This window comes from Halorubrum wangae (assembly GCF_051194135.1).
In the GTDB taxonomy this organism is placed as follows: Archaea; Halobacteriota; Halobacteria; order Halobacteriales; family Haloferacaceae; genus Halorubrum.
The window spans coordinates 100,000-119,047 of record NZ_JBLZNH010000001.1 but is presented as its reverse complement, the minus strand read 5'-3'; the positions used below and the strand labels follow the sequence as shown (position 1 = coordinate 119,047).

The 19,048-nt window shown below is 68.3% G+C and carries 17 protein-coding genes; 7 read left to right on the top strand and 10 right to left on the bottom strand.

The window, feature by feature from the left end:
- Positions 1-19: 19 nt before the first annotated feature.
- Positions 20-1,369, bottom strand: coding sequence for a metallophosphoesterase (locus ACNS84_RS00605; protein ID WP_435072914.1), 1,350 nt, complete (start codon positions 1,367-1,369; stop codon positions 20-22).
- A gap of 379 nt (positions 1,370-1,748) precedes the next feature.
- Between ACNS84_RS00605 and ACNS84_RS00600 the strand changes: the two genes are divergently transcribed.
- Together ACNS84_RS00600 and ACNS84_RS00595 are read left to right on the top strand one after the other, a co-directional pair.
- Positions 1,749-2,246 carry a DUF1269 domain-containing protein gene (locus ACNS84_RS00600; protein ID WP_435072913.1) on the top strand — a complete coding sequence of 166 codons (498 nt, stop codon included), beginning with the start codon at positions 1,749-1,751 and terminating at the stop codon, positions 2,244-2,246.
- A gap of 78 nt (positions 2,247-2,324) precedes the next feature.
- Positions 2,325-3,755, top strand: coding sequence for a TIGR00341 family protein (locus ACNS84_RS00595; protein ID WP_435072912.1), 1,431 nt, complete (start codon positions 2,325-2,327; stop codon positions 3,753-3,755).
- 54 nt (positions 3,756-3,809) lie between these two features.
- Here the strand turns inward: ACNS84_RS00595 and ACNS84_RS00590 are convergent, their stop codons facing one another.
- The 7 genes from ACNS84_RS00590 to ACNS84_RS00560 all read right to left on the bottom strand — a co-directional run bounded on the left by ACNS84_RS00590 (position 3,810) and on the right by ACNS84_RS00560 (position 10,528).
- Entirely contained in the window at positions 3,810-4,559 is a 750-nt protein-coding gene (locus ACNS84_RS00590) for an NAD(P)/FAD-dependent oxidoreductase (protein ID WP_435072911.1), read from the bottom strand.
- 148 nt (positions 4,560-4,707) lie between these two features.
- A complete protein-coding gene (locus tag ACNS84_RS00585; protein ID WP_435072910.1) occupies positions 4,708-4,884 on the bottom strand; it encodes a hypothetical protein in 177 nt (58 codons plus the stop codon).
- The gene (locus ACNS84_RS00580) at positions 4,885-6,120 is read right to left on the bottom strand and encodes an ABC transporter substrate-binding protein (protein ID WP_435072909.1); all 1,236 of its coding nucleotides are present in this window, start codon (positions 6,118-6,120) and stop codon (positions 4,885-4,887) included.
- 81 nt (positions 6,121-6,201) lie between these two features.
- On the bottom strand, positions 6,202-7,110 hold the full coding sequence (locus ACNS84_RS00575; protein WP_435072908.1) for an ABC transporter ATP-binding protein: 909 nt from the start codon (positions 7,108-7,110) through the stop codon (positions 6,202-6,204).
- Positions 7,111-8,289, bottom strand: coding sequence for a FecCD family ABC transporter permease (locus ACNS84_RS00570; RefSeq protein WP_435072907.1), 1,179 nt, complete (start codon positions 8,287-8,289; stop codon positions 7,111-7,113).
- The gene (locus tag ACNS84_RS00565; protein WP_435072906.1) at positions 8,286-9,290 is read right to left on the bottom strand and encodes an FAD-dependent oxidoreductase; all 1,005 of its coding nucleotides are present in this window, start codon (positions 9,288-9,290) and stop codon (positions 8,286-8,288) included. Before ACNS84_RS00565 ends, ACNS84_RS00570 begins: the two co-directional genes overlap by 4 nt.
- Entirely contained in the window at positions 9,287-10,528 is a 1,242-nt protein-coding gene (locus ACNS84_RS00560) for an ABC transporter substrate-binding protein (RefSeq protein ID WP_435072905.1), read from the bottom strand. Before ACNS84_RS00560 ends, ACNS84_RS00565 begins: the two co-directional genes overlap by 4 nt.
- 229 nt (positions 10,529-10,757) lie before the next feature.
- On the opposite strand from ACNS84_RS00560, the gene ACNS84_RS00555 reads away from it, so the two are divergent.
- Positions 10,758-11,444, top strand: a complete 687-nt coding sequence (locus ACNS84_RS00555) for a ferritin-like domain-containing protein (RefSeq protein ID WP_435072904.1) — start codon at positions 10,758-10,760, stop codon at positions 11,442-11,444.
- A 90-nt stretch (positions 11,445-11,534) separates the two neighbouring features.
- On the opposite strand, the gene ACNS84_RS00550 is transcribed toward ACNS84_RS00555, so the two are convergent.
- Entirely contained in the window at positions 11,535-12,449 is a 915-nt protein-coding gene (locus ACNS84_RS00550; protein ID WP_435072903.1) for a serine/threonine-protein kinase RIO2, read from the bottom strand.
- A gap of 145 nt (positions 12,450-12,594) precedes the next feature.
- Between ACNS84_RS00550 and ACNS84_RS00545 the strand changes: the two genes are divergently transcribed.
- From ACNS84_RS00545 to ACNS84_RS00530, 4 genes are all read left to right on the top strand, one after another.
- Positions 12,595-13,488: a lipoate--protein ligase family protein gene (locus ACNS84_RS00545; RefSeq protein ID WP_435072902.1), complete on the top strand. Its 894-nt coding sequence runs from the start codon at positions 12,595-12,597 to the stop codon at positions 13,486-13,488.
- A 347-nt stretch (positions 13,489-13,835) separates the two neighbouring features.
- On the top strand, positions 13,836-14,711 hold the full coding sequence (locus ACNS84_RS00540) for a deoxyribonuclease IV (protein WP_435072901.1): 876 nt from the start codon (positions 13,836-13,838) through the stop codon (positions 14,709-14,711).
- A gap of 90 nt (positions 14,712-14,801) precedes the next feature.
- Complete coding sequence (locus ACNS84_RS00535) at positions 14,802-15,269, top strand: hypothetical protein (protein WP_435072900.1); 468 nt, start codon at positions 14,802-14,804, stop codon at positions 15,267-15,269.
- A gap of 102 nt (positions 15,270-15,371) precedes the next feature.
- Positions 15,372-16,178, top strand: a complete 807-nt coding sequence (locus tag ACNS84_RS00530) for a class I SAM-dependent methyltransferase (protein WP_435072899.1) — start codon at positions 15,372-15,374, stop codon at positions 16,176-16,178.
- Positions 16,179-16,400: 222 nt separating this feature from the next.
- Here ACNS84_RS00530 and ACNS84_RS00525 read toward each other — a convergent pair whose 3' ends face one another.
- Positions 16,401-19,046, bottom strand: coding sequence for a cation-translocating P-type ATPase (locus ACNS84_RS00525; protein ID WP_435072898.1), 2,646 nt, complete (start codon positions 19,044-19,046; stop codon positions 16,401-16,403).
- Positions 19,047-19,048 lie beyond the last annotated feature (2 nt).

Sequence of the window (19,048 nt, the reverse complement as noted above, 5' to 3'; positions counted from 1 at the left end):
TTCGGCGGAGGTGGCGCCGTCACTCGGACGGAGTCGACTCCGCGGCGTCCGACCCGCTCGGCCGGTCTGTTCGGTTCGGTGAGGGGTCGATGACGGTCTCGGCGGGGAGCTCTGACCGTCGCTTCGGCGCGGGAGTGAGGAATCGCTGGAGGAGCGTCTCGTCGCTCGGATCAGCTTTGTCTATCGTCTCGTACTTGACGCTCACGCCGCCGTCATCGGACGGTGAGATCCGGAAGTAGTTGAGTTGGTACGACGAGTAGTACACGGGCGGGACGATTCCCAGACGCGCCTCGACTCGCCGTAACCGCTTCAGCCACGTTCCCGTGTTGAGGACGAGTCGGTCCCCGACTGCCGTGACCGCGGAGCGGTGCGTGTGCCCGTAGACGTAGACGGCGACGGCGGGGTTCGCCGTGAACACCGTTTCAGCCCTGTCGAGATACTTCTGGGCCGGGGCCTCGCCCTCGTCGCTGCCGGAGCGGACGAGTCCGAACCGGCTGAGCGTCTTTCGTACGTCTCTGGCGAACACATAGAGCGGGATCGAAATCGCCAGCAGCAGCACGATCAGGACGAGATTCGCCGTGAAGACGAGGTCGACCAGCCGTCCGACCGGCCCGAATCGGGCAAGCACGCCCTGAACGAGAGTCATGGGGAACGACCAGACGCCAAATCGGTCGAGCGCGTAGATGCCGACGTACCACAGTCCGAGGTTGAACAGTAGGAGAAACGGGACAACCGCGAACCTGAGCCACGCGCTCATCTCCCGGTAGAAGTAGTTCGAGATCAGCCAGTCGGGGATCTGCGTCATCGGCGTCACCGCCTGGATATCCTTGAGCCAGTTGTACTTGCCTCGACCGGAGAGCTGGCCCGCCCGGCTCGTGATCTGTCGGTTGACGAAGTAGCCCGGCGGGTTGGCGTGCGGGTTGCCGAAGTCCGGGACCCGGTTGTTCGGATCTTCTTGCATGCCGTGCTCGACGTGGACGAGGTGATCACCGACCGGTCGTTCGAGCGAGACCACCTGCTCGAGCGAGACGTTGTACTCCGCGAGTCGGTCGGCGTACTCGTCGTAGCACGCGAGTTCGTAGTCGTGATTGCCGGGGATGAACGTGATCGGAACCGCCGCTCCGGTAGCCCGTAACTGGTCGAACAGCTCCGGGTACTGATCGAGCAGGGCGTCGAACTTCGCGGGGCCCTCGACTTCGGTGAACTCCCAAAGCCCGAACGCGTCGCCGGCGACGATCAGTTCGGCGTCCTCGTCGGTCGTCTCCAGGTCGCGGAGAAACTCGAGCAGTTCCGCGAGGAAATCGACGTGTCGCAGTTGCTCGTCCCCGCCGATATGAAGGTCGCTGATGAGGTAGTACGTGTCTGCCATCGTTCTCTCAGCCCGCCGTCGTTTGGACCGAACGGGACGCTGACAACCCAGGACACGACTGACCGGTCCCTGCTTTGATCCCAATCGGCGCTCGCCGACTCGCGCCTCGCTTGCTCGGGGCCGAGTACCCCACTGCGGACCGTGCGTTCATCCTCCGAGATTCGTCGTGTCAACGCATAATACTTTTTGAGTGTTACTTGTCACGTGCGACGGGGAGAAGGCGCCGTGGAGACCGGTCGGGCCCGCAACCGCAAGCGGTTCGATCGCAATCACTCGCCCTGTCGTGCTGGCGGGAACGTCCACACCCGACCGGGGTAAGTTCGGATTATCGGTCGCACGGCACTCCATTACTTTCATAACAGGCGTTTGATGGGAATTCATGAGTTCCCTCGTGGTGCTTGCATTCGACGACGTAAACGGCGCCGAGCGGATGCGCGACAAGATGTACGATTTCCAGAAGCGAGAGCTGATCAAGTTAGAGGACGCCGCGGTCGTCGTCCGTGACGAGAAGGGTCACGCGAAGGTCAAACAGGCCCACAGCCTCGTCGGTGCCGGAGCACTCGGCGGCGCGTTCTGGGGAATGCTCATCGGGCTCCTCTTTCTGGCCCCGTGGGCTGGCCTGATCGCCGGCAGCGCCGCTGGTGCCCTCTCGGGGAAGTTCGGAGACATCGGCATCGACGATTCATTCATCAAAAACGTGAGCGAGGCGATAGAGCCGGGTGATTCCGCGCTGTTCCTCCTCGCTCGCGAAGCCCGGCTGGAGCGTATCCGAGAGGACCTCGACGGCGTGGAGTTCGAGATCATCGAGACGAATCTCTCGCCCGAGGAAGAAGATCAGCTTCGCGAGACCTTCGCCGCCGAGGAGATTGCGGGGTGAGACCGCTGCCGGTCGCGATCGATCGACTCGCCGACGGACAGCCGCATCGCATCCCGAACGCCCGACCGTGACCCAGTAATGCGACTCGTTCAACTACTCATTCCGAAAGGAAACCGCTCGTCGGTGCTCGAAGCCCTCGACGGACAGGGCGTCGACTACGCGGTCTTCGACGAGGTCGGCCGGGGCGACTTCGAGGCGATGGTGCAGTTCCCCGTTCCGCCGAGTGGCGTCGAACCGATCATGGAAGAACTGGTCACGGCGGGGATCCGCGAAGACGCGTACACGATCGTGTTACCGACCGAGACGGTCGTCTCGAAGCGCCTCTCTGCGTTAGAAGAGCGGTTCCCCGGACTCCGCATCTCTCGCGACGAACTGTACGCGCGAGCCGACGACCTCGCGCCGGCGAACTCCACCTTCTTCGCCTTCCTCATTTTGAGTACTGTGATCGCCACGACCGGGCTGCTGCTCGACTCGGCGGCAACGATCATCGGTGCGATGGTCGTCGCGCCGCTGATGGGACCTGCGGTGTCGGCGTCGGTCGGTACCGTCCTCGATGACCGACAGATGACGCGACGCGGCGTCGTGTTGCAGGTTACCGGACTGCTGGCTGCGATCGCGACGGCGGCGGTCATGGGGGTCCTGCTCCAGCAGACGATTCTCATCCCACCGGAGTTGGACATCCTCTCGATCGCACAGGTCGCCGAGCGAACCAGCCCGAATTTCCTCTCGCTGTTCCTCGCGCTCGGGTCGGGAATCGCCGGGTCCCTCAGCATCATGCGCGGGTCGGGATCGACGCTCGTCGGCGTGGCTATCGCCGTCGCGCTCGTCCCCCCGGCCGCGACCTCTGGACTCGGCCTCGCGTTCGGACTCCCCGGAATCGCGATCGCCGCGGCCGTGCTCGTCGTGGTCAACCTGCTCGCTATCAACGTCTCTGCGCTCGTGCTGTTCTACTTCGCGGGGTTCAAGCCGCTCGATGCCGGGCGGTTCCAAGGCGTTCGCGCCTCGCTCGTCTCGCGCGTCGTCATCCTCGTGGTCGCCATCGCCGTCCTCTCGGTCGCGCTCGGCGCCGTCACCTGGGCCACATTCCAGACCCAGTCGGTCGAGCAACAGGCGCAGGACACGCTCGAACGGGAAGTTGCAGAAGCCGGAATCGAGGGCGTGGAACTCGTCTCGGTCACCGTCGACTACGAGCCGGCCGATCTCCTGCTCGGCGACCGACCGCAGGTGAACGTTCTCATCGGGATACCGAGGGACGCAGCGGCGCCGCCGGATCTCGCCCAGCGGTGGGACGCGTTGCTGACCGAGGAACTCGGTCGCGAGGTGACCGTGCGCGTCGGCTTCGTCGAGGCGCAGTTCTCCGACAGCGGCCCCGACGACTCGGCGTCGATGAGCGTGCAAAATCCCCGGGCGGGCGTCGTCGCGCCGCCCGAACCGCTCCGGCGATCGGACATCGACCGGCAGGCGATCCGCTTTTCGCAGGAGCCGCTCGCGCCCGTCGTCGGCGGCTGACGCGAGCGCTACCGACGAAAGAGAAGGCCCGAGAGGGCCACACCGGCCAGCGCGCTACTCATTCAGGCTCGGATGCGTCTCCTGAGGGGCGGGGTGCGGCTCTGCAAATCGCTCGCGAGTCGCCTCCAGCGCGGCGGCCTCGCGTTCGCGACGCTCGGCGTCATCAATCTCCTCACAGCCCGGCGGCACCTCGCGGCCGCGGTCGGTGAAGTACCCCTCGGGCGCCACCCAGTCGTGGTAGAAGGGGGCGTCGTCGTCCTCCAGCAGCGTGATCGCGACCTCGGCGCCGTGGCCGGCGCACACCGCGGCTTGATGCGGCTTCTCCGCGAGCCGTCCCGCCGCGTACAGGCCGTCGACGCCGGTCCGGCCGCGCTCGTCGATATCGACGTACGCCTTCCCGCGTTCGACGATCCCGACGCCGTCGACGCCGTCGAGGTAGCCGACCTCGTTCTTCGTCGCCGCGACGACGTACCGCGTCCGGACTCGGTCGCCGCCGTCAGTGGTAACGACGAATCGGGTGTCGTCGGACCCGGCGACCGCGACCCTCGTCACCCGCGCGTCAAGCCGGTCCGCACCGGCGTTCTCGGCCTGATCGCCGAGGAGGTCGAGCAGTTGCCGGGCGTTGACGCCGAGCGGGAACCCCGGAAAATTCTCCAGATGCGCGTTCCGCCGGAGGATCGACTCTCCGGAGTCGATCACCAGCGTGTCGATCCCCTGTCTGGCCGTGAAGACGGCGGCCGAGAGGCCGGCGACGCCCCCGCCGACCACGACGACGTCGCGCGGGGGGGTTCGTTCGTCGGTCATCGGTCGATCACCCGTCCGCTCCGTCGGTCGCGGTTCGCAGTCCGTCCGTGATTCGGATCCATACCGGTCGACACGGGCGAGACGGGGTAGGGGCTTCGGTCCCGCCGGTCGGTCGAGGCGCGCGACCGAACGGCCGGCGGCGCCCCCGTCACCGCCGCACCCGAACCGGATTGGCGGCGGCGATGAACGGCTCGTCGCCGTCGGCCGCCGCGAACGCGAGGTCGCCGGCGTCGCCGCGCTCGACCCGCCACGCCGGCAGCGCCGGCACGTCGTAGTCGGTCGGGTCGCCGTACGTCGCCGCGACGCTCCACTCGCGGGCGCGCATCTACAGGTCCCCGTTGATCGCGTCCGCGACGCGCTCGCGGTCGAACAGGCGCTCTCCGTCCGGGATCTCCGGGTACGGGCCCTCCTCGTATCGCGGCCACTCGCCGAACTCGTCGGGATAGAGCTGCTTGGCCGTCATCTCTAACTGGAAGAGGTTGAGGACCGGCCCCTGGTACCGGGCGCCCTGCGGGTAGAAGCGGTCGTTCCGCACGGCGGCGATCTCCGAGCCGACGGCGTCCTCCTCGAAGGCGGCCCGCCGCCCGGCCATGTCCGTCCCCGGCTCCATGCCGCCGAGGTAGAGGATGACGTCGGGGTCGGCCTCGAGCATCGTCTCGAAGTCGACGACCGTGCCGGACTCGACGCTCCCCTTGAACGCGTCGCGCGGGCCGAGCGGGCGCGTGTGCGACGTGAGGAAGCCGGGGTTGCTCAGCGTGTACGCGTAGATGCTCTCGATGTCGGCGGCGGCGACCATGATCGCGGTCGGGCGCTCCTCCTCCGGCGGTAGCCGGTCCTCGATCGTCGACAGGAGGTCGTCGTGGACGGCCGCGAGCGCCTCGTAGCGCTCGCGCTCGCGGAACGCGTCGGCGACGATCTCGAACTGCTCCCAGAGCCCGTAGTACTGGTACCCGTCGGCCCACTCCGCAGGCGGCTCCTGGTGGCGGTCGCTGAGGGAGTTGCCGAACCACGGCGAGACGTTCTCGGCGATCTCGTCGATGTCGTCGCGGTCCCAGGCGTCCTGCCGGGTGATCCACGCCGGGTCCGCGAGGTGGACGTCGCTGTCGAGCTCGTAGAGCTTCTCCTTGTCCGGCTGCCACGAGGAGTAGCGCCCGGACCAGTCGAGCGAGACGCCGGGCAGCCGCTCGACGAACTGGTTCCACACCCCGTCGTAGTAGTCGGGCGCGTGCAGCGCGGTGACGTCGTTCCCCCGCCCGAGCGCGAACGCCATGCCCGCGTGGTGGGTGAGCCGCGTGAACACCGTCTCCGGCGGCGACTCAAAGGTCACCTCGCCCATCGGCGAGATCGACGCCGCGTAGCGCTCGTCGGTGTCGCCCCCGGAGTCCGCCGAGTCGCCGCCGTCGCTCGACCCCGAACCCGTCTCGTTGCCCTCGGGCGAACCGGAATCGCCGCCGTCGCCGCCGGTACAGCCGGCGAGCAGCCCGCCGAGCGCGACGGTGCCGCCGTACTTCGCGAACGCCCTGCGGGTCGGTTCTCCGCGCACCGCGTCGTCTTTGGGCATATTTTTAGGCTAGCCTAAAACAATATAACCGCTTCGATCTTTAGGTCGCCCTAAATCTGTGCGAAGGACGGGCGAACCGAGCTACTCCGCTCCCTCGTGCCGCGCGCGCAGCGGCGTGACGCGGGGCCCTTTTTCAGTCTCGACGACCTCCGCGTCGACGCGAAACACGTCGGCGAGCAGCTCCTCGGTGACGACGTCTTCCGGGGCCCCGCGGGCCCGGATCTCGCCCTCCTTGAGCGCGACCATTCGGTCGGCGAGCCGCGCGGCCTGCTCGATGTCGTGGAGCACGACGACGACGGTGACCTCGCTCTCGTCGCGCAGCGTCTCGATGATCTCCATCACTTCCATCTGGTGGTGTAAGTCGAGGAACGTCGTCGGCTCATCGAGGAGGAGCACGTCGGTGTCCTGCGCTAAGACCAATGCGATCCACGCCAGCTGCTTCTGGCCGCCGCTGAGGCTTCCAACCTCGCGGTCGCGCAGGTGGCCGCACCCCGCCAGCTCGACCGCGCGGTCGACCGCGCGAACGTCCTCGTCGGTCGTCCGCTCGAAGAACCCCCGGTGCGGGTAGCGGCCGTGGTGGACGAGCTCCTCGACGGTGATGCCGTCCGGCGACGTGCTCTCCTGTGACAGCAGCCCGAGCTTCCGGGCGAGCGCCTTCGTATCCATCGAGTGCACGTCGCGCCCGTCCAGCAGCACCGAGCCGTCCTCGGGCGCGATCTGGTTCGCCAGCCCCTTCAGCAGGGTGCTCTTGCCCGACCCGTTCGGGCCGACGAGGGCGGTGACCGCGCCCGGATCGGCCGCGATCGACGCGCCGTCGATGATCGGTTCCGGAGCGGTCGGGTAGCTCAACACGAGATCCTCGGCGTCGAGATCGCTCGCGCCGGCCGCGTCGACCGCCGCGCGCGCCTCGTCCCCGCCGGTCGCTCCGGGCAGTTCGTCCGTGTCGTTCGGTTCGTCCGTCTCTGTCGCGCTCGCGTGTTCGATGGACATTCAGAGCTCACCCATGTTCTGCCGTCGCCGCATCAGGTACAGGAAGTACGGCCCGCCGACGAGCCCGGTGACGATCCCCACGGGAATCTGCGCGTCCGCGTCGGTGATCACGCTCATCCCGAGGCGGGCGCCGACGTCGGCGGCGACCATCAGCGCGGGGCCGACGAACAGACACCCGATGATCAGCTTCTTGTAGTCGCTCCCGACGAGGTTCCGCACCATGTGGGGGACGATCAGCCCCACGAAGCTGACGATGCCGGCCACCGCGATGCTCGCGGCCGCGGCGAGCACCGCCACGCCCGACAGCGCGAACCGCACCTTCTCGATCGACATCCCGAGCGACTTCGCGGTCTGTTCGCCCAGAAGCAGGAGGTTCAGCTGGCGTGACCCGGCGATCGACAGCAGCACCGCGACGACCGTCCACGGCAGCGCCAGCCGCACCTGCGCCCAGTCCGTCCCGGTCAGCGACCCCGTGGTCCACTGGATCGCCGACTGGACGACGCCGATGTCGTCCGCGAAGAAGAACAGGGCCGTCTGGAGGCTTCCGAAGACGGTCCCGACGATCACGCCCGCGAGCACGAGCCGGACGGGGCTCGTCCCGTTCTTCCACGCGATGGCGTACACGACCAGGAACGCGACCGCGCCGCCCAGCGCCGCGATCAGCGGGAGGAACGCCGAGAGCCCCCCGAACACGACCAGCGTCAGCAGGATCATCAGCCCGGCGCCCGAGGAGACGCCGAGGATGAACGGGCTCGCGAGCTCGTTCCTGGTGACCGCCTGGAAGATGGCGCCCGAGACGCCGAGGTTCATCCCGACGATGACCGCGACGAGCACCCGCGGCAGGCGGATGTTCCAGACGATCAGCGTCTCGTGTGACAGCTCGGGGAGCTCCCCCTGAAATCCCGTGATCGCTCGCATCAGCTCCTCGCCGACGAGGAAGTTGAGCAGCCACCGCGGGTCGAGCAGGACGGCGGGATCGATGACGGCGCGCCAGGCCTCGCCGACCGTCATCGAGTAGGTGCCGAAGCTCACCTGCACGAACCCAGCGGCGACGATCACCGCGAGGCTCCCCAGCGCGACCGTGACGAGCTTCGGGTCGAGCAGCCAGCCGAACCGGCTCGCCTCGGCCGAGCGCCGGGTCGCGGTCTCGCCGCCGACGGAGGGGCGCTCGCGGCTCATCGCGTCCCTCCGGCGGTTCCGGCGTCAGCGGCCCCCTCGGCGTCCGCGGAGCCCTCGCCCGCGTACGCCGCGATCGCCTCGTCGTCCATCGCGTCGAGCAGCGCGTCGGCGCCGTGGGCGTCGACGACCGCGTCCGGGTCGAGGCGTTCGGCGAGGGCGCGCTCTCCGGCGGCCGCCCGCGACTCGGCCTCGTCAGCGTCGACGTACGACGCCAGCGACGCGTCGATCGCGGCCTCGCGGACGCGCGCGAACCGCTCGGAGTCCGGGTCGACCGGGCCGTCGGCGTGCTCCGCGTCGAACCACTCGACCCACCGGTCGCGGTCGGTCCACTCGTCGTCGAGCTCGGCCTCGCGACGCAGCCAGTCGACGCCCTCGGCGGCGGCGGGCCACCAGCCGTCGTCGATCCGCGCGTCGGCGACGACCCGCTTCCCGACGCGGGCGCCGCGACCGGCCGCCGTGATCGCCTGCCGGTCGGCGTCGGAGGGGGACGCGACGTAGAGTCCCTCGACCGGCGTCGTCCCGTCGCGGTCAGCGTACTCCCGGTCGAAGTGCTCGTGACTCTCGTCGCCGTGTTCGTGAACCGCGAACATCGCCTCGTCGTCGTCGAGCCCGCGGAGGTACTCGCCGTCGTACCGCGTCGCCGCGACCACGCGGCGGGCGGTGACCGGCTCGCCCTCCTGCGGGGTGACGCGGAACCCGGCGGCGGTTCCGTCGACGCCGCCCGCCTCGACGTCCGCCCGTTCGACGGACTCGACGAGGTCCGCGACGACCGAACAGCCCGCGCGCTCCGCGTGAGCGCGCAGCAGGTCGGCGAACGTCTCGACGTCGATGCCGGCCGGGAACCCGGGGTAGTTCTCCAGGTGCGCGCAGCGCGCGAGCGACGACCGGCCGCGGTCGAAGACGGCGACGTCGAGCCCCTCGCGCGCGGCGAACACCGCCGCCGAGCAGCCCGCGGGGCCACCGCCGACCACGACGACGTCGTGATCGACGGAGGGGCTCATTCGGTCCCTCCGGCGGTGATGTCGGCGACTTCCCCGCGGTCGAACAGCCGTTCGCCCTCCGGGATGTCGGGGTAGTCGTCGCCGTGCTCGTAGCCCGGCCACTCGCCGAACCGCTCCGGGAACAGCTGTTTGGCGGTCATCTCCAGCTGGAACAGGTTCATGATCGGCCCCTGCACCGGGGTACCGGAGGGGTAGAAGCGGTCGTTCTCGACCGCCGAGAGCTCCCCCGCGACCGGGTGGTCCGCGAGCTCCTCGCGGATCGCGCCGACGTCGTAGTAGGAGGCGATGCCGTACTGGTGTAAGATGATGTCGGGGTCGACCTCCAGCAGCCGCTCGTGGTCGTAGGCCGTCTCGTAGGTGACGTCGTCCGCGGCGAAGGCGTCGGGGACATCGAACGGACGCACGTGCGCGTTCGCGAACCCCGGTTCGTCGGTCCGAGAGGGGTAGTACGTCCCGTCCATATAGATGAGCGCGGCGACCGTCGGGCGCTCCTCGGCGGGCGGGAGGTCGCTCCGGATCGCCTCGATCAGGTCCTCGCGGACCGAGTCGAGCGCGGCGAAGCGCTCCTCCTCGCGGAACGCGCCGGCGACGCGCTCGCCGATCTCGGGCAGGGTGTAGTACGCGTAGTCGTCGCGGCACGGCTCGGGGGGCCGGGAGTGGCGGCGGCTGTAGGCGTTCCCGAACCACGGCGCGACGTTGTCGCGGACCTCGGCCACGTCGTCCGCGCTCCACCCGTCGAAGGACATGAACAGGCACGGGTCCGCGAGGTGGAGGTCGGAGTCGAGCTCGTAGAGGAGTTCGCGGTCCACGGAGATCCCGCCCGAGCCCGTGTTGAGCTGCGAGAGCCCCTCCCGATCGAAGTCGACGCCGTCGAGGGCGGCGTAGTAGGCGTCGAGCGTGTTCCCGCCCGCGTCCGCGTCGAACCCGAGCGAGTTCACTGCGTCGCCGTGGCCGAGCGCGACGGCCAGGTCGGCGTACAGCAGGCTGTACACCATGACATCCTCCGGGACCGCGTCGAACTCGACCTCGTCGGCCGGCGCCATCTCGGCCGCGTACGAGCTCGTGCCCGCGTCCTCGCTCCCCGAGCCGTCGCCCGCCGAGCCGTCGTCGCCAGCGGACCCGTCCGGCGCCGAGCCGGTCCCGGCGCACCCGGCGAGCAATCCCGCGCCGGCGACGGCGCCGCAGTACCTGATCGCGTCGCGTCGCGTCGAAGCGGCTCGGTCCGCGTCCGGTTCCATATTGTTTAGGCCACCCTAAAGGATTAAAGCGGTTTCGAATTTTAGGCCCGCCTAAACGATCGCCACGGCGACGGGTTCGAAGTCGGACCGTCGCAGACGGCGTGAGCGGGCGGCCCGGTGAGCGAACTCGATCGACCACGGATCGTCCGTCGGTGTCACTCGGATACTCAACACACAGCTTAGCTTCAATTTCTCGATATTACAACCGTCTCCCGCCCCATCGTCGCGTATGGACTCAAACTCCACAGCCGACGGAATCGTGTCGAGCCTCCGGGACGCCGACCTCGCGTCGCGGCGCTCGTTCCTGCGACGGTCGGCGGCCGCCGGCGCCGGGGCACTCGCGCTGGCAGCCGGGAGTTCCAACGCGGTGCTCGCCCACGAGACGGCCGAGGACCAGAGCGACGTGGACGTGTTGAACTTCGCGCTGACGCTCGAGCATCTGGAGTACGCCTTCTACCGGGACGGCCTCGAACGGTTCGACGCCTCGGACTTCAGGAAGGCGAACACGCTGAACGGATTCGCAAACCGCGTCAAGGGCGACGTGCGGTCGAACCTCGAAGTGATCCGCGACCACGAGGAGACCCACGTCGACACGCTGACGTCCGTCATCGAGTCCCTCGGAGGGACGCCCGTCGAAGAGGCGGGCTACGAGTTCGGGCTCGACGACGCCGACGACTTGCTCGCGGTCGCCGCCGTGCTCGAGAACACCGGCGTGTCGGCCTACGACGGCGCCATCGGCCTCATCGAAAGCGCCGACCTCCTGACGGCCGGGGCGACGATAGCCACGGTCGAGGCCCGCCACGCGTCGTACCTGAACCTGCTCAACGGCGACTCGCCGTTCCCGGCCGCCTTCGACGAGGCCGCGAGCATGGAGGAGACCCTCGACGCCGCCGGCGGGTTCATCGTCGACTGCTGACCGCTCGGCTCTCTCTCGTTTTTTCGACCGCTCCCGCGTCCGATCTCGTGTGCGAGTGCGCAGGTCGAATTCCGTATCGTCGTATGCAGTTTATTCGGCCGCGAATGCCCGAATCGACTCGAACGATCCGTCGGCGATAGCAGCACCGATACCCTCGATATCGGCGTCTCGCGGAACCTCGTGGGGGTACTTCCGGCTGAAGTACCGCAAGAGGTTCGCGACGTCGCGTTCGAGGAACTCGCGGGCGTTCTCGTGGTCGACGGGAACGGCCTGCGGCCAGTCGAAGATCGTGACCCCGCTCTCAGCGACCGCGACGTTGTGCTCGGACATGTCGGCGTGGACCCAGCCGAGGTCGTAGGCAGTCACGAGCTCGCGGAGGATCAAATCGAGAACGCCGACGGCCTGCTCGGGGTCGAGTCTCGTGCGCGCGAGTTCTGCACCATCGAACTTGTCCATCACGATGGCGTGTCGGTTGTGATCGACGGGCCGGGGTACGCTCACGTCGGGATACATCGTCTCCATCGCCTCGTACTCGCGTTCGGCCGCCTTGCGCGCGGTGTACATCCAGGAGACGTGGTCGCGATCGGCGGTGTACTCTCGCTCGCGGTTCACCTCGCGGAAGTTGGTGTACCCCTCGCGGTGGTACTTCAGGGCGAGCGGCTTGAACGACTGGGCCTCGTACACGTCTCCTTCCTTGCCGAATCCCAGGGGTGAGCCCACGCCATCGATGGTCTCGCGCTCCGAAAAGGTGCGGAGCGCCAACGCGTCGTACCCCTCGAAGGTGAGTTGATACCCCTCGTACTGGATCGTCTTCCGCTGGATCAGCTCGCGGTCGAGACACCGGTCGATCCGGTAGTCGACCTCCTCGCGTGTCAGGTTGGCGTAATCCGGGAGCTTGTCTCGGCGAACCCACTCCGAGAACCGCATCCCCTGCTCGACGCCCGAGAGGAGATAGAAGTCCTCGGGCTCGAGCTCCGCCATTTCGCCGGCGACGTTTCGGACCATACGCCCTCTACTCCGGCGATTCCTAAAAGGGGAGCGCGTTCGACGAGGACGCCGTATAAATCGTATTCTGCGATAGCAAATCTATCTCCGGCGCTTGCGCCGCCCGAGCGCAACCGCTTTGCGGACGGCCGGCGGACGGGGTGACATGACCGCGCCAACGGGCGACTGGCGACTTATCCGAGAAGAGGCGCGCTCGGGACCGATGCAGATGGCGCTCGACGAGGTCGCGGCGGAGACGGCGGCGGCGGGCGGCCCGGCGACGGTCCGGACGTATCGCTGGGACCCGAGTTGTCTCACCCTTGGCTACCGACAGGACCCGGAGACGGTCGACTGGGCGTTCTGCGAGCGCGAGGGGATCGACGTGACGCGCAGACAGACCGGCGGTGGCGGGATATACCACGACTCGCACGGCGACATCGCCTACTCGATCGCGGTGCCGGCAGCGCAGGTACCCGGAGAGCTCCTCGACTGTTACCACCTGCTCTGTGAACCGATCCTCGACGCGTTCGACCGCCTCGGGATCGAGGCGGACTACGTCGCGGAGTCGGTGCCGGAGCTGTACCACCCCGCCTGCTACCTGCGAGAGCTTCACCCGGCACACGACGTGGTGGCGACCGAGTCGGCGGGGGGTGACGGCGAGGGAACGGACGCTCGAAAGATCGCCGGCAACGCGCAGTACCGAAAGCGCGACGCCGTGATCCAACACGGGTCGCTGACGTTCTCCGTGAACGCGGCGCGCCACCTCGGAGTCTTCGCCGACCCGCCGGTCTCGACGGCCGGCCTCCGTGAGCGCGTCGTCGGGATGGACGAACTGGGGAGCTTCGACCGGACCGAGGCAGTAGCGGCCGTCGAGGCGGCGCTCGTCGCGTGGGTGATCGGCGCGGGGGACGGAGACACCACCGAGCGGGAGCGCGACTCGGTCACCCTCGACCGCGATGGATCGTGGTCGAGCGCGGAACTGGCTCGGGCCGAGGAACTGGTCGAAAAGAAGTACCGGGACGACGGGTGGGTTCGAACGCGACCCGGTGTCAGTTCGTAGCCGGACCGAACTCGGACGGGACGGCCGGTGCACTCAGGACCCGAACCCGAACCCCTCCGGCTCGTCCACGTCGATCCGCTCTCGGACCGCCTCGTATATCTCGCCCACGGGTGGCATGTCACGAGTCGGATCGGACCACTGCTGGCTGAGCCAGCGGTACCAGACGGTCCGGTCCGAATCGATCAGGAAACACGACCGTCGCGACCGCTTCGCGAGCCGAGCACTCGATACACGACGTCGAAGGCCTCGGCCATCGCGAGGTCATGATCCGCAAACACGCCCGGCGATCAAAAAAGCCGCGCGGTTTCCGAAGGTGATTTTTCAGTCGGTCGCGTGGTGATGGTAGTATGAGTCTCAAGGTCGGCGCCCACGTCTCGATCTCCGGGTCGAGAGCGTCCAACGATCCCGAAACCCCGCCGTACGGAAACATCGCGAACGCGGTGTTCAGACAGAAGCTGTTCGGCGGCAACTGCGGACAGATATTCACGCACTCCCCGCAGGTGTGGCAGGACCCGGACATCGGCGACGAGGAGGCCGAACAGTTCCGCGAGGGGACCAAACGCGATCTGGAGGGGCCGTGGGTGATCCACACCTCCTACCTCGTCAACCTCTGTACGCCGAAAGACGGGCTCCGCGAGAAGACGCTCGGTTCGATGCAGAAGGAGGTCGACGCGGCCGAAGCGCTCGACATCCCGTACGTCAACGTCCACCTCGGCGCGCACACGGGCGCGGGCGTCGACGGGGGGCTCGACAACGCCGCCTCGGTGATCGACGACATCGACGTGCCGGACGGCGTGACGATACTTATCGAGAGCGACGCGGGGGCGGGGACGAAACTCGGCGGCGATTTCGAACACCTCGCCGGGATTATCGACCGCACCGAGACCGATATCGACGTCTGCGTCGACACGGCCCACGCGTTCGCGGCCGGGTACGACCTCTCGACGCCCGAAGCAGTCGATCAGACGGTCGCGGAGTTCGACGACGTGGTCGGCTTGGAGCACCTCAAGTACATCCACCTCAACGACTCGAAGCACGCCTGCGGCACGAACAAGGACGAGCACGCCCACATCGGCGAGGGGCATATCGGTGAGGCGGGGATGGAACGGATCATCAACCACCCGGAATTGGCGGACGTGCCGCTGGCGCTGGAGACGCCGACGGAGGACGGGAAGAGCTTCGCGTGGAACATCGAACGCGTCCGTGAGCTTCGGGTCGACTGAGCCGTTTCGGGGCGCGAAAGAGCGTCGTTTCCTCGATTACTTAAAAACGTCCGACGCGCATTTATATACTCTGCGTCATGATCCACGGCTATGACTACCACGGAGGCGCTCCTCATCGGTCGTCGTCGCCGGTTGGCCCTCACGATGGTCGGCGGATTCACCGCGCTCGTGGCGCTCTCGCTCGCGGTCGCGATCGTCGCTGAACGCGCGGAGATCGCCTCGGCGGCAGCGCTGACCGACCGGATCGTGCCGCTCCTGGTGTTTTACGCACCGGCCCCGATCGCTGCCGTGGGCGGGTACGCCCGCTGTGGCGGCCCGGCGTGTCTCGCAGTGGGCGTGGTGCCCGCGGTCGTCCTCACCGCGCTCGTCGTCGTCGGGACCGTCTTGGGCGTGCCGGGCGTGGGCGGCGACGCCCCGTTCGGGGGAGCGACGGTCGCGTTCGCGGCGATCGGACTGAGCGGCGCGTTCGTCGGGTATTGCGCCGGCGTCACCGCCGCGCTCCTCGTCGACCTCGCCGGGGACGGGAGCGGCGGTATGGACGAGAACGACCCGAGCTGAAGCCGTTTCCGGGCTGGACGGACGCGCCTCGCCTCGGCGGCGGTCTCGGCCCCGGTGAACGAGTTCCCTACGTTTAATTCGTCCCGCGCCGAACGCGGGACCGTGCGACGCTTCTCCGCGGAGTACCTCGAACACACCCGGCAGGGGATGTGGGCCGACGACCGGGCTGCCCTCGCGGACCTCGCGCTGTCGAGCCGCCGGCGCGTCCTCGACGTCGGCTGCGGCACCGGGGAGCTCACCCGCGTCCTCGACGCGGAGGCGGCCCCGGACGCGACCGTGATCGGCGTCGACGCCGACCCCGACCTATTGGCGGTCGCGTGCGATGAGACCGGGCTCCCATACGTCGCGGGCGACGCGACGCGACTCCCGCTCCCGGACGACGCCGTCGACCTCGTCGTCTGTCAGGCCCTCCTGATAAATCTCCCCGACCCGACCGCCGCGGTCCGAGAGTTCGCGCGCGTCTCCTCTGACCTCGTGGCCGCCATCGAACCGAACAACGCCGACGTGACGGTGCGCTCCACCGTTCCCGCCGAAGAGCGGCTGGAACGGGAGGCCCGCGAGGCGTACCTGACGGGCGTCGGTACCGACGTCGCCCTCGGCGACCGCGTGCGGGAGGCGTTCGCCGACGCCGGGGTGACCGACGTTCGGACGCGGCGGTACGTCCACGAGAAGCGGACCGCGGCGCCGTACGCAAAGCCGGCGCTCGAATCGGCCGCGCGGAAGGCCTCCGGCGCCGGGCTTGCCGACCATCGCGAGGAGTTGGTGGCGGCGACCTCCGTGGACGCCTACGACGACCTCCGCCGGCGCTGGCGAGAGATGGGCCGCGAGGTGGTCGACGCCATCGGCGACGGAGAGTACGAGCGCGTCGAACGAGTCCCCTTCGACGTGACCGTGGGTCGGGTGGCGTAGCCGACCGACGCGGCGACTTCGCGACCGTCGACGCCGGAGACGCCGAAGACGCCAGAGACGCCGGCAAAAGGGAGCGGACGAAGCGCGCGACCGTCGCGGTGTTCGAGATGACCATCGAGAGCAGGGCCGTTATCGAGCGTGAGGAGCATGATGATCATCGCCAAGAGCCTCGCAGTGCCGTAGACGAGGACGTTGCGCCGCTCGGCGACGAACAGGGCGAATTCATCGAACATCGTCCCCCTGGTCCGTCGTTCCCCTCGGCCGGTCGGAATCCTCTCGACCGCGCAGGTCGGCACCTGTTCGGTCCCGTGCGGTCCGGCGTCTGCGGGTCGAGCGGCGGACGTACCACGCGACGCCGAGGAACCCGGGAAGGGCGACGGCGAGCGACGCGAAGAGCAGCCGCCAGTCGCCGGAGCCCAGCGGAACCGTTCCGAAGTACCGGTTCAGCGGCGTGTACAGCACCGACAGATGGAGCGCGAACGAAGCGAGGACGGCGCCCGCCAGCCAGCGGTTCGTCAGCAGCGGCGTTCCGCGGGACCAGCGCACCACGTACAGTTTGGCGAGTTCGAAGACGACCAACCCGGTGAACACCATCGTCATGACGTACGGCGTCACTGCGGGCGCGCCGTCGAGCGTGAGGAACATCACGGCGAGGAGGACGGCGGTGGTCGTCAGAGCGACGCCGCCCATGAGCGTCGTCATCGATCGGTCGATGATGCCGTGGGTGCCGTCGCGCGGCTCCCGGCGCATCACGTCGCCGGAGGCGGGGTCGGCCCCGAGTGCGAGTGCGGGGAGGCCGTCGGTCAAGAGGTTGACCCAGAGCAGTTGGACGGCGGGGAGGACGAGATAGCCGAAGAGGGACGCAACGAACACGATCAGTACCTCCGCGAGATTGGCCGACAGGAGGTAGGCGACGAACTTCCACACGTTGTCGAGGATGGTCCGCCCGCGTCGGATAGCGTTCTTGATGGTCGCGTAGTTGTCGTCGAGGAGGACGATATCGCTGGCCTGCTTGGCGACGTCCGTCCCCCGAACGCCCATCGCGATACCGACGTCGGCGTTCTTGAGCGCGGGAGCGTCGTTGACGCCGTCGCCCGTCATCGCGACCGTCCGGCCGCCGTGCTGGAGCGCGCGCAGGATGCGCACCTTGTGACCGGGCGTCGCCCGAGCGTAGATGTCCACGTCTTCGACGCGACCGCGAAGTTCCGCGTCGTCCATCGCGTCCAACTCGGAGCCGGTCAGGACGTCGGAGTCGATGCCGACCTCACGGCCGATCGCCCTCGCAGTCCGTCGGTTGTCGCCCGTGATCATCTTCACGTCGATGCCCGCGAGTCGGGTTTCGGCGATCGCGTCTGCGACCTCGGGTCGGGCCGGATCGATGAGTCCCTGGAGGCCGACGAACACCAAGTTCTCCTCGGGGTCGCCGCCCTCGTCGATCGGCTTGTCGGCGAACGCGAGGACGCGCAGCGCGTCGTCGGCGAATGTTTTTATCTGCTCTCGAATCCGCCGTCGAGTCGCGTCGTCCAACGCTTCGACGCCGTCCGCGGTCAAGACGCGCGTCGACCGCTCCAAGACGACTTCGGGAGCCCCCTTCACGCGGATGCGGTCGGGGTGAACGGTCGCCATCCGCTTGCGCTCCGACGAGAAGGGAATTTCGTCCTCGCGGGGCGCGTCCGTCCGGAGCGCGTCGACGTCGATTCCCGCGTCGACGGCGGCCTGACGCAGCGCCCGTTCGGTCGGCTCGCCGCGCTCGTCGTCGGCGTCGTTACACAGCGCCCCGACTCGGAGCAGCGTTCCGACGCGCTCGTCCCCGGGGTCGAACGCCCCGGTGATCACCTCGTCGTGGACCCAGAGGTGAGTGACGTGCATCTTCCCCTCGGTGAGCGTCCCGGTCTTGTCGGTACAGACGACGTCCACGGAGCCGAGCGACTCGACGGCCGGGAGCGTGCGGACGAGCGCGTTCTCGTCGGCCATCCGTTGAACGCCCAGCGCCAGTGTCAGCGTGATGACCGCAGGCAGGCCCTCCGGGATAGCGGCGACGGCCAGCGAGATGGCCGTCAACGCCGCGGATAACAGGGTAGTACCGCCGAACACCAAGAAAGGCACCACGAACACCGAGAGAACGAGGACGCCGACCCCCATCCACCGACCGAGGCGATCCAGATCGCGCTGAAGCGGCGTCCGGCGCGTCTCGGCCGTCGCGAGTTCGGTCGCGATGGCTCCCATCTCCGTGGCCATACCGGTCTCGACGACGACCGCCTCACCCCGGCCACGAGTGACGGTCGTCCCTCGGTAGACCATGTTCTCGCGCTCGGCCAGCGGCGTCTGACTGCCGAGCGCGTCCGGAGATTTCTCGACGGGAAGGCTCTCGCCGGTCAGGGGTGCCTCGTCGATCTGCAGACTCGACGACTCGATGAGCCGGGCGTCCGCCGGGACGGCGCTCCCCTGTGTGAGCACCAGTACGTCTCCGGGAACGACGTCGGTGATATCGATCTCTCGGTGCGTGCCGTCGCGGTAGACCGTCACGCTCGGGGCGGACAGTCCCCGAAGCGCCTCGAGGCTCCGTTCGGCGCGGTACTCCTGGACGAACCCGAAGACGCCGTTGGCGAGCAGGATGACCGCGATGAGGGCGGCGTCGACGACGTGTCCGACGACGACCGAGACCGCCGCGGCGCCAACGAGAACGAGCACCAACCCACTGGTGAACTGGGCGACGAGGATTTCCAGAGCGCCGCGGCCCTCGTCGCTGGCGATCTCGTTGACGCCGGCGGCCGCCAACCGACGCGCTGCCTCGTCGGTCGAGAGGCCGTCGGCGTCGCTGTCGACGGCCTCGAACACTCCGTCGATGGGTCGGTCGTGCCAGGGCATAC

Excerpts from the sequence above, each read along its gene's own strand:
- ACNS84_RS00590 (WP_435072911.1), bottom strand. The coding sequence starts at position 4,559 with ATGACCGACGAACGAACCCCCCCGCGCGACGTCGTCGTGGTCGGCGGG.
- ACNS84_RS00585 (WP_435072910.1), bottom strand. The coding sequence starts at position 4,884 with ATGCGCGCCCGCGAGTGGAGCGTCGCGGCGACGTACGGCGACCCGACC.
- ACNS84_RS00580 (WP_435072909.1), bottom strand. The coding sequence starts at position 6,120 with ATGCCCAAAGACGACGCGGTGCGCGGAGAACCGACCCGCAGGGCGTTC.
- ACNS84_RS00540 (WP_435072901.1), top strand. The coding sequence starts at position 13,836 with ATGAGTCTCAAGGTCGGCGCCCACGTCTCGATCTCCGGGTCGAGAGCG.
- ACNS84_RS00560 (WP_435072905.1), bottom strand. The coding sequence starts at position 10,528 with ATGGAACCGGACGCGGACCGAGCCGCTTCGACGCGACGCGACGCGATC.
- ACNS84_RS00535 (WP_435072900.1), top strand. The coding sequence starts at position 14,802 with ATGACTACCACGGAGGCGCTCCTCATCGGTCGTCGTCGCCGGTTGGCC.
- ACNS84_RS00570 (WP_435072907.1), bottom strand. The coding sequence starts at position 8,289 with ATGAGCCGCGAGCGCCCCTCCGTCGGCGGCGAGACCGCGACCCGGCGC.
- ACNS84_RS00575 (WP_435072908.1), bottom strand. The coding sequence starts at position 7,110 with ATGTCCATCGAACACGCGAGCGCGACAGAGACGGACGAACCGAACGAC.
- ACNS84_RS00545 (WP_435072902.1), top strand. The coding sequence starts at position 12,595 with ATGACCGCGCCAACGGGCGACTGGCGACTTATCCGAGAAGAGGCGCGC.
- ACNS84_RS00550 (WP_435072903.1), bottom strand. The coding sequence starts at position 12,449 with ATGGTCCGAAACGTCGCCGGCGAAATGGCGGAGCTCGAGCCCGAGGAC.
- ACNS84_RS00595 (WP_435072912.1), top strand. The coding sequence starts at position 2,325 with ATGCGACTCGTTCAACTACTCATTCCGAAAGGAAACCGCTCGTCGGTG.
- ACNS84_RS00555 (WP_435072904.1), top strand. The coding sequence starts at position 10,758 with ATGGACTCAAACTCCACAGCCGACGGAATCGTGTCGAGCCTCCGGGAC.
- ACNS84_RS00525 (WP_435072898.1), bottom strand. The coding sequence starts at position 19,046 with ATGCCCTGGCACGACCGACCCATCGACGGAGTGTTCGAGGCCGTCGAC.
- ACNS84_RS00600 (WP_435072913.1), top strand. The coding sequence starts at position 1,749 with ATGAGTTCCCTCGTGGTGCTTGCATTCGACGACGTAAACGGCGCCGAG.
- ACNS84_RS00565 (WP_435072906.1), bottom strand. The coding sequence starts at position 9,290 with ATGAGCCCCTCCGTCGATCACGACGTCGTCGTGGTCGGCGGTGGCCCC.
- ACNS84_RS00605 (WP_435072914.1), bottom strand. The coding sequence starts at position 1,369 with ATGGCAGACACGTACTACCTCATCAGCGACCTTCATATCGGCGGGGAC.